Genomic DNA, 15876 nt, shown 5'->3' with positions numbered 1-15876 from the left:
CTTTGTTTCACTCCTTGTATTTTTTTAGAACCGCCCGTCTCTCTGAAATTGGGCGATGATATCAAATTCGCTGGAGAGTTTTTGGTAGAGTCGTTCATACATGTAATACAAGTTCAAGTAGATCTCCGAGTTGGATGGAATCGGTTGATGCCGGTGTTTGATCCGGATCCAATCCTTTACCTCAGACAGGGTGTCGATTTCCCCCAATGCCAGCATGGCAAGTGCTGCTGCCCCAAAAGAGGAGGCCTCTTCACTTTCCGGGACAAGGACTTCCTTGCCCAAGACGTCACACAAAATCTGCCGCCATACCGGGGACCGGGCAAAGCCGCCGGAGGCACGGAAATCCTTGGCTGGCCCGGCGAGGTCTCTGAGAGCGACTCCGATGGAGAAGACATTCATGACCACGCCTTCCAGTACGGCGCGGATAAAGTGTTCCCGCTTGTGGTGCAAGCCGATACCGAAGAAGGAACCGCGGGCGTTGGCGTTCCAATAGGGCGCCCGTTCACCGGACAGAAAAGGGAGGAACAAGAGGCCTTCCGATCCGGGGGGTACCTTTTCCGCGTACTCGATCATAAGGTCGTAGGGGTCTTTGCCCAACCGTTTGGCTACTTCCATCTCCGGCGCGGCAAATTCGTCACGCAGCCAACGCAGCAGGATACCACCGTTGTTGCTCGGTCCGCCGACCACCCATTGACGGTCCGTCAGAGCGTAACAGAACGTCCGGCTCTTCTCGTCGGTCCGGGGACGATCGGTCACCGTGCGGACTGCGGCAGAAGTACCGATGGTGACAGCCACTTCCCCAGGATCGACGGCACCGACTCCCAAGTTGGCCAAAACGCCGTCGCTAGCTCCGATTACCCACGGAGTTTCCGGAGACAGGCCCATTTTTTTCGCCCACTGGGGATCCATCCCCTCCAGGGTGTAGGTGGTGGGGACCGGGACGGACAGCTGTTCCTGATGGACGCCGGCAATGGAGAGGGCTTCGGAGTCCCAGTCTAGTGCCTCCAGGTTGAACAACCCCGTCGCCGAGGCGATGGAGTAATCAATGACATACCGGTTGAAAAGGCGGTGGAAAAGGTACTCCTTGATGGAGATGAACTTGGCGGATTTGGAGAATACTTCCGGGTCCTCTTCCCGCATCCAGAGGAGTTTGGGCAGAGGAGACATCGGGTGGATAGGCGTCCCTGTTCGCCGGTAGACATCATCCCCGGACAATTTGTTTTTAATCCGTTTCGATTGCTCGATGCTTCGGTTGTCCGCCCAGATTATGCTTCGGGTCAGTGGCTGCCCTTGACGGTCGACGGCCAAAAGGGAATGCATGGCTGAACTGACCCCCACCGCTGCCACATCCTGAGCGTCCGCGTTTGACTTGTCCAAAGCATGGCGAATAGCGCTACAGACCGCTTCCAGGATCTCGTCAGGGTCTTGTTCCGCCCAGGAAGGTTGCGGGTGAATCAAGTCATATCCCACAGCATGCTTACCGCGGATCCGCCCCCGCGGCCCGAATACGACGGCTTTGGTGCTGGTCGTTCCGATATCCAAACCGATGATGACTTGCCAGTCTTGCATGCGGTTTCCCCCGTTTCTCTTATCTCTATGTATCCGCTTTCAATAAACCATTATATAAAATTATTTTTTATTAAACAAAGGCAAAAGAGAAATAATTTTTTTCCAATTGGTTACTCCCGTTTCATCGAGATGACATCCCGGATCTTGCTCAGGTTGGATAGGGTGACATCCTGGCGTAGCAGGGAGAGGCCGACGTAGATCGTGTCGAGCAGGCAGAGTTGGGCAATGCGGGCCGAGATGGCCTCCGTCCGGAAGTTGGTTTCCCGGGTGGATGTGTACAGCGTAACTTCGGCCAGCCGACTGAGCAGGGATCTTTTGTAGCTGGTGATGGCCAATATCCGTGCGCCGGCGGATTTGGCCACCCGGCATGCTTCTAGAATATCCTTGTTGCTGCCGGAATGGGAGATGGCGACGATCACGCTGTTTTTCGGCAGTAGAGCGGCAGACATCACCTGCATGTGGGCATCCGTATGGGCTATGCAGTTCAACCCGGTGCGCATCAGCTTGTGGTAGGCATCCACCGCGATAGGACCCGATCCTCCGGTACCGTAAAACTCCACATGATCAGCCTCGTGGATCATACGTATCGCTTTTTCCAAGGCCTCGGGTTCGAGCAGGTTCAGGGTATCGTTCAACCCGGACAGGTTGGCGTGGAACACTTTGTGAGCCACGGCCATCATATCGTCGTCCTGGTTAACTTCTTCATGAATGTTTTGCAAAGGTTCTTCCGCCAAGTCCTGGGCCAGGGTGATTTTCAAATCTTGGTATCCTCGAAATCCCAGCTGCTTGCAAAGGCGGAAAATGGTCGCCTCGGATGAACCGGTCACCTCCGCCAACTCGTTGATAGACAGGTGAACCACGTCCTGGGGATTGGCCAGAATATGGTCGGCGATCCATTGCAGTTTGGTGGTCAGTCCGGGATAGGCAGCCCGGATCCGTTTTAAACTGCTGGAAGGTTGAGTTTTACCCATGGCATCCTCCACACTTTCGATTTCACATTTTTGTGCAAGATTATATCATACCTTGCAGTTATCGCCCCACACCGACTCCGCTGCCGATTCATTTTGCCGCGTAAGATGATATGAAACGGAAACACAGAGGGTCTTGAATGCGCGGTTTTCGGCGGCCTGGCCCTGTTTCTTACTGTACTGGTCGATTTTTTCGCCACCCCATTAGGACTGAAAGAAAGTTCTTGGTAAGTCATTGACTTCATATGCAACATGTATTCCGGACTCGATGGCACCTTGGATCCAACCGTGGGTAGATGAAGCGTGTTCGCCAGCAAAATGAACCCTTCCTTCGGGAGTAGAAATATAGGGACCTAGTTCTGTTGCCTGTTCTGGTTTAAACATCGTAAAAGCTCCACCAGAATACGGATATCGAATCCAGCTGTGGCTCGCTCCTGTTAGAAACTCACGAATTATTTGTTTACCATGGATAATGGCCAAGTTTTTTAATGCATATTCCAAGCGGTTTTCACTGCTCAAACTGTCCCAAGGTATAGCATCATCCTCCCATGTATAACTAGCCACAACAACACCCGGTTCTGATGTACCGAGACCATGGCTCGGGTATAGAGTATACGTAATAGGGAGATCAGAAACTGTTTTCCCACCATACATACCTTCCCTTTCCCAGAACCTGCTTTTAAACTGGATGCCGGTCTTCGTAGATCCCACATAGTGTAATTCCCGAATCGCCTTCCATTTGTTATGAGAAATAGAGTTACGCGGTTCAAAATCTACAAATTGCAAGATGGAAAAAGGAATGGTCACAATCGCAAGGTCACCGGTGATTTGAAATGGCTGCATGAGTTTTGTATGGACAGAATGAATGGTTACTTGGTTGTTGTGCTGCACAATTTTCGTCACCTTTTGTCCGTACATGAGATCATCTTTCAATTGTGAGACAAATGCTTTAGGAAGTTTGTCGTTCCCACCCGTGATCTCATAGAAGCGAATATTGGGGGCAAACAAGACCATGATTTCTTTTAACAGTTCCAGGAAAGAAAGCTCCGGAAATCCTTCCTGTGAAAGAATTAATTTGATCATGTCGATGGCTCCCGGAGATAGCGTGGTTCCAAACGGGTTATATCGCAAATAAGCGATCATCGAGTATTTATCAAATTCTTTTACGACCAAAGGCCAATTTCTCCGCGGGTTTTGGTTAATAAAATCCGTCACGGGTTTTGTTGCGTATTTGAGCAACTCCGTAGCGGTTTTCCCCCTTTCATGTGGGGCTACTGGAAAGCCCAAAATATCAGGGTTCTGCTCATACATCTTTAAACGGGTTTTGGTTCCTCTGGCATAGATAATGTCGTTGGGAGTTTCATTGATAAACCGATTAACCGGAAGGCGAAATTTTCTTATATATTCCAAAGTCAAAAAATGAATATTAGGAATACGCAACGCACCAGCTTCAAGATACTGCTCATCCATAAAATCGGATCGCAACGTATAAACCCGTCCTCCCACCCTATCAGAAGCTTCAAGGATGGTAACATTGTGTCCAGCTTGCTTGAGTAAAGAGGCCGAGACGAGTCCTGCCATCCCTGCACCAACAATGATGATCTTCTTGGGTATTTTGGTTTTTTTAAGTCCCTTTCTAATGATTGAAATCATTTTATCGGATGATAACTGAGGAAATATGTAATTTGACATACTTTTCATCCTCCACAATGCTCATTAGACCATGAGCTGACCAAAAGGTGGCTTAACTGTCACCTTATTCAGCTAGAAAGCAGTTATGCAAAAAAAGAGCAGCATACAATACATGCTGCTCAAGGCTGCTGACAGAGGGGATTACAGATGGGGTAAAAGCGTGGATGGATTTACTCGATAAAGTGGTTATTCCCAAGAGGCGCCTCCTTACACCAAAGAAGACCCACTAGTTACCGCTATGTATATCTCTGTATGTCTTTGTAGGGGCAATCGTGGCAAGCGGAGCGTGGAATAATTCCCGAGCATGCTGTGGACAATATTGCAGTAAACGGTGGAGCCCCAACACGCCCGAAGATTATACCATTGGGTACGAACCGATGGAATCGTGGAAGAAGTCGGTCACCCGGCATTCAGCTAGCCCATGCCGGACGGAAGGCGTCCACGTACAGGCCCTGGAAACAGAAGGAGTTCGGGCTTTCGGTGTCCGACGAAGCAGGGGGTTGGGATGTGGTTGGCCCCAGCGCGTTGCCCTTCTCAAAGCAAAGCCGGACCCCTGTCGAACTTACCATCGACGAGATCCGAGAGATCCAGGAATCCTTCCGTGTAGCGACCATCCGGGCGAGAGAAGCGGGTTTTCAGTGGGTGGAATTTCATGCAGCTCATGGTTATCTCGCCCACAGCTTTTATTCACCGCTTTCCAACAAACGCGGGGATAAATACGGGGGAAGCTTTGAAAACCGAATCCGGTTCACTCTGGAAACCGTCCGCAGTATGCGCAGGGAATGGCCGGAAGAGCTGCCGTTTTCGGTGCATTTGTCCTGTTCGGATTGGGTCGAAGGGGGATGGACGATCGAAGATTCCATCGAGCTCTCTAAGCGGTTGAAAACGGAGGGTGTCGACCTGATCGATTGCAGTTTCGGAGGAAATGCCATTGATGCTAAGATCCCGGTGGGTGCAGGCTATCAAGTCCCTTTTGCGGAGGCGATCCGCCAATCCGCGGAAATGTTGACGGCCGCCGTCGGAATGATAACCAAAGGTATGCAGGCAGATGAGCTGATCAGAAATGGCAGGGCCGATCTGGTATTACTGGGCCGGGAAATGTTGCGAGACCCGTATTGGCCATTACGTGCTGCGCAAGAGGTGCATCAAAAAGATGCCTTGCCCGTTCCCCCGCAGTACGAACGGGCCTGGTAAAAAAACACCGATACGTTTCGCTTTTATAAAGTGGTCATCATTCGGCGGAGAGGAACGCCGAATTTCTTTTATCTACTCCGGGCACTTTGGACATGATCCTTTTGCTAATCTAGAAGATCCCCCCGGATTTTAACGGTTGCGATAATAACGATGAACGTTATATCGTGGCCAATCCCAAAACTTAGTACCTTGGGCGATGATAAAATGGTCGAATAACAAATAACCACCATCTTGATACCCAATAGGATACCACGAGGATGGATGGAGACCAGCAACTTGATTCTTTATGATCTCTGATACTCGATACAGTTCAAACTGCCCCCCAAACCAGGGCTGAAAGAGAATCACCCCATTATGGAGTCGTAAGAAGGTTTGGTAATCTTCTGGCAATTGCACTCCTGTTGAGTGAATAAATCCTTGGATCTCCTCATCCGTTGCGGGTTCCCGAAATTGAAACTCCATCTCTTCCACAAACCCTTCATTATTCTGAACCGTTAATTTACCGTCAACCAAACGTTTCTGAAGTCCGGTTAGGGTTTTTTCGAAAAGAGGAGATTGCATGGTTATATCCCCCTAAAGATCTATCTGCACCCAGTATAAACCAGGTATAGATATTTTTTCAGCTCAATCCCTTTATTCAGATTCAGATGCAAATCGGATCATACAAAAGCATTAGAACGATAATACGAGAAATTAACGGATTATTGTCTATTTTTCAAAATTGAAAAAAGAAAGAGGGTTTGGTAGTTTTGATTTGAAACGTTTTAAAATTCGATCAAATAAATTACAAAAACTCTTATTCTAGTAATTAAAAACGTTTGTATATGCAGTCCGTATGGGGGTGGCCTAAATGGCGACGATCAAAGATGTGGCGGAGCGGGCTGGGGTGTCGATTTCCACAGTGTCGCTGGCTCTGAACAATCAGCCCCATGTTCGGCCGGAGACGAGAAGAAGGGTGTTGAAAGCGGCCAAACAACTCAATTACCGGCCTAACGGCATCGCCCGGGACTTGAAGTCGAGCAAGACTGAAACGATTGGACTGATTTTGTCCGATCTGGCGGGTCCCTTTTATTCGGAGTTGATCCGGGGGATTCAGGATGTGACGGCAGCCTATGGCTATGATCTGGTGGTCGTGAGCGCCATCGGAGACAGTCCCAAGTCCGCACGCTACATCCAGGAAAAGCGGACCGACGGGATGGTGGTTCTGGCGCACAGCATCCCATCCGATCTGATTCTGGAGGCGGCCCGTCCCGAATTTCCCATTGTTGTCTTGGACCGAGAACTGAAGTCGGACCATGTCTACAGCGTCGTGGTGGACAACCGGAAAGCCGCCTTCGATGCGACGATGTACCTCTTGGATAAGGGATATCGACAAGTGGCCTATCTTGGTGGTCCGTCCGATTCGGCAGACAACGCCAAACGGTTCGACGGCTTCCGGGAGGCGATCATGTCCCGCCAACTTACCGTCGAGCCCAAGTGGCTCCTGCAAGGGAACTTTACCAAGGAGGGGGGGCACCGGGCTGTCCGGCTGCTCGCCGCTCAGGGTCTCCTGCCGGAAGCCATCTTTTCCGCCAACGATGAGATGGCGATCGGGGCGATGGAAGCACTGGCGGAGCTTGGGGTGAAAGTTCCGGAGGAAGTGGCTGTCGTCGGCTTTGACGATATCCAGCTGGCCCGGTATGTGCGGCCGGGGTTGACCACGGTGCATCAGCCGATGTACGACATGGGCACCATTGCCGCCAATCTGTTGTTCAGGCGATTGCAGGGGGACGACAGTGTCCGGTCCGTGGTGATGGAGACGAAACTGGTTGTTCGGGAATCCTGCGGGGCAAAAAGTCGTCCGGGTACCGGCTCTGCATGATCCGGGCACCGATGCCTTTACTACGGTCCTTTGATGGTGTAAGGGACGGACGGATACTAATACGATAATCCCTTGTTTCGATAAACCATCATTTTTTCGAGGAGGTCGGGCAGATGAAAAAAATGAAAACGCTTGCGGCACTGGGAATGGCGCTGGTGTTGGCCGCGGGAGTTTTGGCGGGATGCAGCACCGTTTCCCCCGGGCAGGTGTCCAAGGCGGACCGGGAGGAGGCCGAAGTCGATCCGAAAAAGCTGGAGGCAGATATTTCGGTGGTGGTGCCTCGGGGGGATTACCTGGACTTCATGAAAAAAGAAGTGGTGCCCCAGTTTGAGAAAGCGTATCCCAAAGTGACGGTCAAGGTGGAGCCTGAGCCGGACGGCGGCCAGCTGGATGCCCGGATCGCGGCGGGGGACGCCCCCAATCTCTGGGTAGGGGTCTTCGGATACCTTCCAGCCAAATATGCCAAAGTGGGCAAGCTGGTCGACATGGACGACCTACCGGGTTCGAAGGAGCTCTTTAACCGTATCGATGAGAACTTCATCCACAGGGATTACGGCGGCCTGTATTACGTGCCCTGGAACGCGACCACCCAGATGCTGATTTACAACAAGGATCTTTTCAAAAAAGCGGGGCTGGATCCCAACAAGCCGCCGAAAACCTTTGACGAATACCTGGAATACGCCAAGAAGATCGATGCGCTTCCCGCCCAGGACGGCAAGGAAGTATACGGCAACACTTTCTGGAACAACCAGCTTTCCAGCGGCGGCTGGTACTGGACGATGCTGGCACAGATTTACTACAACATGAACGACGGCAAATATCAGCTGTTTAACAAATACGGGACCGACATCGTGTTTGACAAAGAACAGGCCAACATGGACGAGTTTTTCCGGTTTGCCAGAGAAGCGCAAAAATACGCTCCTAAGACTATGGATCCCGAGAAACAGCAGGACTTTTTCAGCCGAAACACCGGGATGTGGATCCAGTACGGATACGGATGGAAAACCAACCTGGAACAGGCCAAGGGCAAGCCGATGAAGATCGGAAAAGATGTCGGCGTCGCTCCGCTTCCCACCATGAAAAAAGGGCAGACCTCCTGGTCTACTTTGGACGGCCGGGCCCTGATGATCTTCAAAGGAGACAAAGCGGAAGAACAGGCTTCCTGGGAATTCACGAAATTTCTGATGAAAGACGACATCAACTTAAAAGCCTGCAAGGAACTGGGTCAACTACCAACCCTGAAGTCGATCAAGGATGATCCCTACTTCAAGCGGCCGGAGACAAAACCTTTTGTGGACCAACTGGAACATACACTGCCCAATGAAGCATTTGCGGTGCTGGACCCGGTTTCCAACGAATTGCTGCAAACCTACCAGCAAGTGGTCGTGGACCGTTCCCTTACTCCTGAAGAAGGGGTCAAGCAGGCAGCCGAAAAAGCAAGGAAGATCCTGCGAAAGGAGAAGTAGAAAGAGGATTTCTTTTGTCAGAGACAGCCTGTATGAAGGAAGCTTTGTACAGGCTGTTCTTTAAGACTCCACACGGCTGAAGCACCACGGGCACTTCCTTCGGTCGCCGTGGGCTTTCAGCCGGCACTTTCTGTAAAGAAAAGGAGTGATCCCGCGTGATATCCGGACGGAAAATCTCCTCCGACACATGGTGGGGGTATTTCTTCTCATTGCCCTTTATCCTCACCTTTGCCATCTTTATCAGTTATCCATTGATTTTGTCCGTGAAACTGAGTTTCCTGGACATCAATATCCTGCAACCGGAAAAAGCGCGGTTCGTCGGAATCGGAAACTACGTCGAGGCGTTGAAGGATCCCTTGTTCTGGCGCTCCATTTTCAATGTCCTTTACAACCAGGCGATTTTTATCGCCCTCTCCTTCGTTATTGCCCTCTTTCTAGCGGTGTTGTTGAAGGAGATCCGCTGGGGCGGCTCATTTTTCCGGACGGTGTATTTCCTGCCGGTCATCACTTCGATCACGGTGGCGATGATTATGCTGGAGTATCTCGCCAACCCTGCGGGACCGATCCAGACTCTGTTGGTACAGTTCGGGTGGATCCGCGAGGGAGTTTTCTGGACCTTTTCCGAATGGCTGCCGATGCCGGTGTTGGCGGTGTTCAACTCCTGGAAATGGTTCGGTATCCAGATGATCATTTTCCTCGGCGGGTTGTACGCGATCAACCCGGAGCTGTACGAAGCAGCCGCGATCGATGGGGCCGGTTGGTGGAGGCGGCTGTTTTCCATTTCCCTTCCCCAGCTGAAGCCGCAAATTCTGTTTGTGCTGACGGTCAACCTGATCAACGGAATGCAGATGTTTACCGAGGTCTTTATGAATTTCGACCTGTACGGAGGTCCATACCACGCGGCGCTGACACCGGTGATGTATTTGTACGCCCTGGGCTTCGACAAGAACGAGATGGGCTATGCGGCAACCATCGGATTGCTGTTGGCAGTCGTCATCTCCATTCTCACCTTTGTACAGTGGAAGCTGTTGAACCGAAAAGGGGAGTCCTAGGGGGTGAAGCGGATGAAGACAAGCATGGGCATGAAGAATCAGCGGAGGATGGCGCTGGTCCTGATCTACGCATTACTCACTGTCGGGGCGGCCATCGTTCTCTATCCCTTTCTGTTCATGGTGATCAACTCCTTCAAGCCGGGGCCGGAGATCCTGCACAACCCGACGTCCCTGCCGTCGCGGTGGACGGTGGACGGGTATGTGAAGGTGTTCGATACGTTGAACATCGCGAACCTGTTTAAAAACTCGCTGATCATCTCCGGCAGCGTCACGGTGTTAAACGTCTTCTTCAGCGCCATGGTCGCCTTTGCCCTGGCCAAGATCCGTTTTCCGGGCCGGAATCTCTTGTTCAGCATGGTGCTGGGGACCATGATGATACCATCGATTCTGTTGTTAATCCCCAAATACTCCCTGTTGTTCAACTGGGGCTGGGTCAACACCTACAAGGCCCTAATCCTGCCGGTTGCCGTGCAGCCGTACAACATCTTTTTAATCCGGCAGTTTTACCAGCGGATTCCCGACGATTTTCTGGACGCAGCCAAAGTGGACGGATGCAACCTGTGGGGGGTCTTCTGGCGGGTGATCCTGCCGATGTCCAGTCCGGTGCTGGCTACAGTGGCCGTCTTAAGTTTCATGGGTGCCTGGAACGATCTATTGGAAGCGCTCCTCTACCTGCGGGACGAATCCATGTATACCGTCCAGCTCGGTCTGTTAAGTTTCCAATCGGAAATTCCCGGCAAAAACGCAGAGCAATTGTGGGCGGGGACTACCTTGGTGACGGTGCCAGTCGTCCTGGTCTATTTCCTGCTGCAGCGGCATTTTATCAAAGCCTTCTCCGGCGTGGGGCTGAAGTGACGGCTTGAGAGGGGGATCGTCCATGAAAAAATGGTGGCGCAACCTGGGGATCGGACTGATGGCGGTGGCTCTCATCTATGGATGGGTATGGCTGGAGATGTACCGCACTTCCCAGGTCTATTTTGATATGGCAATGGCCAGCTATGAGAAAGGCGAATACGGCTCGGCCCTGAAAGGGATGGAGATGGTAGGGGAGGATGGTCAGACGGAACTGAACGGCGGTTTCCAGCAGGTGGTGGACGCCTGGAGGGAGCCCTATGCATGGCCCCGCCCTGCCATATACAGTGAGGCGCAGAAAAAAGCCGACACCATCATTGAAGAGAAGCTGACCATCGAAGAAGGAGAGGCCTTATTTAAGAGTTATTTCAACCGGGACAACACCTATCTCAGCCGCATTATGCTGCGCGTCGGGGAGATGTATGAGGAGAGGCGGGATTTCCGGGGAGCGAAAGAAACCTACAAACTGGTGACGGAAGCCTTCGCCATGGACAAAGATGTCTCCGGAACCGCCAAAGCGCGGCTGAGCAAGCTGCCGTAACCGAAGAGACATGAATTTTTGAAAAATGGAGAGATGGTAATGGGAATCCAGATGAAGAACGGACAATTCGTCATTGACGGCAAGCCTCGATTTCTCTACGGGGGGGAGTTTCACTATTACCGTTGCCCTAAGGGGGAGTGGGCGGATCGCCTGGACAGGTTGAAGGAGGCTGGCTGCAACCTGGTTAGCACTTACATTCCCTGGGTGTGGCATGAGCCCACGGAAGGAGAAGTGGATCTGACCGGCGAAACGCGACCGGAAAAGGATCTGCAGTCTTTCTTGGAGCTGATTGCTGAAAAAGAACTGTATTGCATTGTGCGCCCGGGTCCCTATGTGATGGCAGAGGTGCGATTGGAGGGGATTCCGCCTTGGATTCACGACGACTATCCTGAAGTGGTCGCTCTGCAAAAAGATGGCCGGCAACATCCCAACCGGATCGTTTCTTACCTGCATCCCGTCTTTTTGGAGAAAGTGGCCGCCTGGTACGGACGGGTATGCGATGTGATTGTTCCTTTTCAGAAGGACCGGGGCGGGCCGGTGATCCTGTTCCAGCTGTGCAACGAGATCGGGATGCTACATTGGGTCAGCAACACATCGGATTATAATCCCGTGGTGCTGAAGCGCTTTCAGGAGTACCTGGCGGAGAAGTACGGATCGATGGAAGGACTCAACAATGCCTATGGTACGTCCTTTGCCGATATGGAGGCATTTGTTCAGTCTGCAGTTCTGAAAGGTCAACAAAGTTTGGCGGAAAAACTGCACTGGGAATGGGGCAGGTTCTGGCGGCAGCAGATCCGGGATTATGTCGATGAATTGAAGGGAATTGCCCAAGCCTACGGGATTCATGTCCCGTATCTCATCAACGTCCACGGGTTCAAGGACTTTTCCGTCTACAGCAGGGGTGTCGACTACCCGATCGGCCTTTCTCAGCTGTATCGGACACCGGAAGTTGAAAACACGGTGTTGGCCGGTGATTTCTATCCCGGACATATCGGGTATGACACTTACCACGATCTCGTGCTAGCTTCTGCGTTGACGAAAGCCGTCTCCCAACCGGGACAGCCGCTTTTCTCCGCGGAGTTCCAGTCGGGCCGGTTGGCGGATCGGCCGCGGGTGTATCCCCAGGACCTCGACCTGAACGCCCGCACCTGCATCGCCCACGGTATGAACGCGATCAATTGGTACATGTTCGTTGCGGGGGAAAATTTTGAAGATATCGGACTGTTCGGACGGCGCCACGAATGGCAGGCTCCCGTCGATTCCGACGGCAATCCACGCCGTTCTTTTACAGCGGCGCGCCACATCGGCCGACTACTCCAGGCGAACGGGGACAAGCTGCTCTGCTGTACTAAGCGGATCGACACCCACCTCGCATTTTACCCCGACTACTATATGACGGAAACGGTGGAAAGGGGGACAACCGCTGGATCAATGGTCAGCGAGCTCGCCGGCGAGCGGGAACGTTTCTTCTTCGATGGGATCGGGCGCCTTTTGACGGCAGCCAATCTTCACTTCGAAGCCGTCGACGTGCTGGCGGAGGACCGGATTGACCCCGAAGCCGTAAACACCCTGTGGATGTTCAGCGGAGAACGGATGGACGAAGGGGTGCAGCGTAAGCTGGTTCGCTATGTGGAAGAAGGCGGGAAGTTGATCCTCTACCCCCGGCCCCCTGTCAAAAACCTGGACGGTAATCCTTGTACCATTCTTGTTGACTCCCTTGACATCCCGCAGTGGAAAGCGGTCCATGGCATAGAGACAGCCCGCGTGCTGGAGATCGACTCCGTTAAGGTGGATGTACGGTTGGAGTTTGGTAAAGTGCCCGGTACGCCCATTGCCTGGGATCGTTTCGGGGAAAAAGCGGCGGGCTTTGTCCGGGCGCACGGGAAAGGGGCTTTCATGATGCTGGGATTGGGGTTGGCTCACGACTACAACTACCAGCTGGACGTGATCCGGGCCATTGCCGGGTCCTTTGGCATCCGCCCGTCCCTCACGTCCTCCAACCCGGACCTCTCCCTTACCGAGCGCTCCGACGGTAAGACTTCCTTCCTTTTCATCCACAACTACGACGAAATCACACAACAAGGGGTGATTTACCGGGAGGGTGAACCGCTGTTCGGAGGCAAAGTCCTGACCGTCGCCCCCCGCTCCGGTGTGATGCTGCCCGTCTGTCTACCGCTGTGGGAGGGGCTCACGGTGGACTACAGCACGATGGAGATCCTCTCTTTCCGGCGGGAAGAGGAGAAAGCGGTGTTGGAACTCGCCTTCTCCGGGGAGACGGGAGAGATCGCTTTTTCCGGCGAGCGGGGGGTCAGGGTGAACAACGGCTCCCAAGTGACATCCCGTGACGGGAAAGGGAGCACAGTCGTCCGATTCACCGGCGAACCGGGCAGCTCCGTCACCCTGGAGCTGTACCTGGAAACAGGGAAAGAGAAGGTGTAACAGATGGGAGAATCGTTGAACGGGACGTGGCGGTATTCACTGGATGAGGCGTACACGCTCGGCGCGGGGCATGGAACGCTCTCCCTTACCGTATTCGGAATCTGTATAAAAATGGGGAAGGGGGGGTGATGGGGAAAGCAGGATCACTTCGTTCTAAACTCCAAGTGCTGCACAATGGGTTGACCAAACCATACGACACGAGGTGAAACCGATGCGAAAAGGGGCCTTATCCCTGCTGGCGATGCTCCTGGTCTTCAGTATGAACCAAGCGTCGGCACAAGCATTGGGCGGGGCGGAATCCGCAACGGATTTCGATGCTGAACTGAAAAACACCGCCCGGAAAACCTGGACATATTTCGAGGACCATACCGACCCGACCACCCAACTGCCCCTAGACGAAGTCCGTATCCTGGACAGCGGGGTGAAAAAGGCGGAACACACCTCTCCCACCAATATCGGGATGTACATGATGAGCACCGTATCGGCCGAGGAGATGGGTTTCATCGAGCGGGCGGAAGCGGTAAAACGGGTGCAAGGGACACTTGACACTCTGAAAAAGATGGAAAAGTGGCGCGGGTTTTTCTATAACTGGTACTATACCGATGACGCCACATTGAAAAAGGATTGGGGCCAATTCATCTCCTCCGTGGACAACGGCTGGCTGGCTGCCGGTCTCGTCGTCGTGCGGCAAGCCTACCCGGAAGTTTCCGACGACGCCACTGCTTTGCTGGACGGAATGAACTTTGCCGACCTGTATAACGAGGACGCAGGGCAGCTTTACGGGGGGTATGATGTAGCCAAGGGGGCATATACCAGCCATACGTACGGCATGTTCAACACGGAACCCCGCGCTGCCAGCTATATCGGCATCGGCAAAGGGGATCTGCCCTCGGAGCACTGGTGGAAGATGTTCCGCACGTTCCCGCCGGAGTGGGAACAGGAGCAGACCCCGACCGGCACCACCAAAACATACGACGGGATCGACGTGTACGAGGGGCATTACGAATATCAAGGAATCAAGTTCGTCCCCAGCTGGGGCGGCAGCATGTTTGAATCCCTGATGCCCACCATCGTCATGAAAGAGAAGGAGTTGGCAACCAAAGGCCTCGGTTTGAACGACAAGCGGCAGGCACAGGTGCAGATCGCCTTCGCCAAGGAAAAAGGATACCCGGCCTGGGGCTTTTCTCCCTGCGCCATCCCGAACGGATACTCGGAGTTCGGCGTGGATCAAGCCGGCACCTGGGCTGACGGGTACAAAGACGACGGCACGGTGACTCCCCACGCCAGCCTTCTCGCCCTGGACTTCCTGCCGAAGGAAGTGTACAAGAACATGAAGGTGCTGAAGGAGCTGGGGGCTTACGGCAAGTACGGCTTCTATGACTCCGTCAACGTGAAGACGGGAGAAGTGACTCCTGCTTATCTGGCGCTGGACCAGGGGATGATCCTCGTCTCCATCGCCAACCACCTGAAGGGAGGCGTCATCCGGGATTACTTCCATCAAGACCCGGTTGGCCGTACCCCGGAGCGGCTGTTGGAGATAGAAGAATTTTCCATTAGCGACTGAGGCGGATGCTTCCAGAAAACAGTGGGAGGTTGCAAGATCTCCATGAGCATTCACCCAGCATCCATCAGTAAGGGGATCTATTCAAGCTAGACAGGCAATCCACAATGTGTACGCATCAATGGTCTGCACCCCTTCAAAGCAGAAACAGGAAATCTGGGGGATGAAACTGCTTCTTGGGGGGTGCTTTCTCAGCAAAAAAGAACGACCTTGACCAAAGGATGAACTGGCGGCCAGACCTTTGGCCACTCACTCAGGACAAAAAGCGGTTACGGCGTTAGGAGATGTGCTGTATAAGGGCAAAGTGACTGTGGGGCGATAATCGAAACGTTTCTCGTTCCAACGACCCTTTGGCGGCCGCAGCCAGTATATATAAGATATAGGAGACAACGATTTGACAAACATCAGAATACTTTTATATTGGTACTATAATGGAAATAAAAACGTTTTGAGGAATGGAGGGAGCACCGGTACCCTATTGCGGATGTTGCGATGAAAAACTCGATTCTCCACTTTGGACAGAAGCGGTCTTTCATTCATTGAGCGAGGAGAAAAATCGAAACGTTTATAATTTTCCATATGGATACTTTTCGGTTGTTATGAAAACCGCGGTTCGCAAAATGAAAGCGATATCCAATCGATTCCCTGTTCTTTGTCGGTTGAATAAGCCGAAGATCCGGA

The 15876-nt window shown here is 52.7% G+C and carries 12 protein-coding genes; 8 read left to right on the top strand and 4 right to left on the bottom strand.

The annotated features are described in order from the left end of the window. Positions 1-24: 24 nt before the first annotated feature. From gntK to IEW70_RS00530, 3 genes are all read right to left on the bottom strand, one after another. Positions 25-1569 (bottom strand): gluconokinase, encoded by a 1545-nt coding sequence (gene gntK / locus IEW70_RS00540; RefSeq protein ID WP_188645985.1) that lies wholly within the window; start codon positions 1567-1569, stop codon positions 25-27. A 110-nt stretch (positions 1570-1679) separates the two neighbouring features. Then, positions 1680-2540: a MurR/RpiR family transcriptional regulator gene (locus IEW70_RS00535; protein WP_188645984.1), complete on the bottom strand. Its 861-nt coding sequence runs from the start codon at positions 2538-2540 to the stop codon at positions 1680-1682. A 201-nt stretch (positions 2541-2741) separates the two neighbouring features. Continuing rightward, positions 2742-4229 carry a flavin monoamine oxidase family protein gene (locus IEW70_RS00530; protein WP_188645983.1) on the bottom strand — a complete coding sequence of 496 codons (1488 nt, stop codon included), beginning with the start codon at positions 4227-4229 and terminating at the stop codon, positions 2742-2744. Positions 4230-4538: 309 nt separating this feature from the next. On the opposite strand from IEW70_RS00530, the gene IEW70_RS00525 reads away from it, so the two are divergent. Further along, entirely contained in the window at positions 4539-5423 is an 885-nt protein-coding gene (locus IEW70_RS00525; RefSeq protein ID WP_229751708.1) for an oxidoreductase, read from the top strand. Between the two features lie 129 nt (positions 5424-5552). On the opposite strand, the gene IEW70_RS00520 is transcribed toward IEW70_RS00525, so the two are convergent. Beyond that, complete coding sequence (locus IEW70_RS00520) at positions 5553-5984, bottom strand: SMI1/KNR4 family protein (protein WP_188645982.1); 432 nt, start codon at positions 5982-5984, stop codon at positions 5553-5555. Between the two features lie 289 nt (positions 5985-6273). Between IEW70_RS00520 and IEW70_RS00515 the strand changes: the two genes are divergently transcribed. The 7 genes from IEW70_RS00515 (at position 6274) to IEW70_RS00485 (ending at position 15198) form a co-directional block, all read left to right on the top strand. Continuing rightward, positions 6274-7284 carry a LacI family DNA-binding transcriptional regulator gene (locus IEW70_RS00515; RefSeq protein WP_188645981.1) on the top strand — a complete coding sequence of 337 codons (1011 nt, stop codon included), beginning with the start codon at positions 6274-6276 and terminating at the stop codon, positions 7282-7284. Positions 7285-7397: 113 nt separating this feature from the next. Then, a complete protein-coding gene (locus IEW70_RS00510) occupies positions 7398-8750 on the top strand; it encodes an extracellular solute-binding protein (RefSeq protein ID WP_188645980.1) in 1353 nt (450 codons plus the stop codon). A gap of 155 nt (positions 8751-8905) precedes the next feature. After that, positions 8906-9802 (top strand): carbohydrate ABC transporter permease, encoded by an 897-nt coding sequence (locus tag IEW70_RS00505; protein WP_229751706.1) that lies wholly within the window; start codon positions 8906-8908, stop codon positions 9800-9802. Positions 9803-9814: 12 nt separating this feature from the next. After that, positions 9815-10657, top strand: coding sequence for a carbohydrate ABC transporter permease (locus IEW70_RS00500; RefSeq protein ID WP_229751704.1), 843 nt, complete (start codon positions 9815-9817; stop codon positions 10655-10657). Between the two features lie 22 nt (positions 10658-10679). Continuing rightward, complete coding sequence (locus tag IEW70_RS00495) at positions 10680-11195, top strand: hypothetical protein (protein WP_188645979.1); 516 nt, start codon at positions 10680-10682, stop codon at positions 11193-11195. Positions 11196-11234: 39 nt separating this feature from the next. Beyond that, the gene (locus IEW70_RS00490; protein ID WP_188645978.1) at positions 11235-13634 is read left to right on the top strand and encodes a beta-galactosidase; all 2400 of its coding nucleotides are present in this window, start codon (positions 11235-11237) and stop codon (positions 13632-13634) included. A gap of 211 nt (positions 13635-13845) precedes the next feature. Then, a complete protein-coding gene (locus IEW70_RS00485; protein ID WP_229751702.1) occupies positions 13846-15198 on the top strand; it encodes a glucoamylase family protein in 1353 nt (450 codons plus the stop codon). Positions 15199-15876 lie beyond the last annotated feature (678 nt).

The sequence above is a fragment of the Marinithermofilum abyssi genome, from assembly GCF_014641195.1.
Lineage (GTDB): Bacteria > Bacillota > Bacilli > Thermoactinomycetales > DSM-45169 > Marinithermofilum > Marinithermofilum abyssi.
This window is presented reverse-complemented; position numbering and strand designations above follow the sequence as displayed.

Coding starts and splice junctions, on each gene's coding strand:
- IEW70_RS00500 (WP_229751704.1), top strand. CDS start 9,815: ATGAAGACAAGCATGGGCATGAAGAATCAGCGGAGGATGGCGCTGGTC.
- IEW70_RS00495 (WP_188645979.1), top strand. CDS start 10,680: ATGAAAAAATGGTGGCGCAACCTGGGGATCGGACTGATGGCGGTGGCT.
- IEW70_RS00520 (WP_188645982.1), bottom strand. CDS start 5,984: ATGCAATCTCCTCTTTTCGAAAAAACCCTAACCGGACTTCAGAAACGT.
- IEW70_RS00535 (WP_188645984.1), bottom strand. CDS start 2,540: ATGGGTAAAACTCAACCTTCCAGCAGTTTAAAACGGATCCGGGCTGCC.
- IEW70_RS00510 (WP_188645980.1), top strand. CDS start 7,398: ATGAAAAAAATGAAAACGCTTGCGGCACTGGGAATGGCGCTGGTGTTG.
- IEW70_RS00515 (WP_188645981.1), top strand. CDS start 6,274: ATGGCGACGATCAAAGATGTGGCGGAGCGGGCTGGGGTGTCGATTTCC.
- IEW70_RS00490 (WP_188645978.1), top strand. CDS start 11,235: ATGGGAATCCAGATGAAGAACGGACAATTCGTCATTGACGGCAAGCCT.
- IEW70_RS00530 (WP_188645983.1), bottom strand. CDS start 4,229: ATGTCAAATTACATATTTCCTCAGTTATCATCCGATAAAATGATTTCA.
- IEW70_RS00485 (WP_229751702.1), top strand. CDS start 13,846: ATGCGAAAAGGGGCCTTATCCCTGCTGGCGATGCTCCTGGTCTTCAGT.
- gntK (WP_188645985.1), bottom strand. CDS start 1,569: ATGCAAGACTGGCAAGTCATCATCGGTTTGGATATCGGAACGACCAGC.